The sequence below is a fragment of the Natronorubrum sulfidifaciens JCM 14089 genome (assembly GCF_000337735.1).
GTDB classification, from domain to species: Archaea; Halobacteriota; Halobacteria; order Halobacteriales; family Natrialbaceae; genus Natronorubrum; species Natronorubrum sulfidifaciens.
In genome coordinates this window covers 1-263 of the sequence record NZ_AOHX01000016.1, presented here as the reverse complement: position 1 = coordinate 263, position 263 = coordinate 1, and the positions used below count along the sequence as shown (strand labels likewise).

The 263-nt window shown below is 46.0% G+C and carries 1 pseudogene; it reads left to right on the top strand.

What is annotated here, in order from left to right:
- Positions 1-263 (top strand): annotated as a pseudogene (locus C495_RS18235) (site-specific integrase); the annotation flags it as partial.

The following is a 263-nucleotide window of genomic DNA, read 5'->3' as shown; positions in this document are numbered from 1 at the left end:
GTATGAAGAGGGGGATCGTTGACGCGAATCCTGCAGCATACGTATTAGATAACATTGATAACGCAGAGTCAAAAAAGGACTATCCAGAAAAGACGGTAGCCGAGCTTGGTGCTTTTATTAAATGGATTCCTGATCCATACTACCGTGCGGCCTGTACGGTACTCGCTAAGTGGGGGCTGCGAAAAGGAGAAGCTCTCAACATTGATCTTCCATTTCTTCACTTAGACCATCCTGCTTATGCTGAGTATTTAGATGAGCGGGGA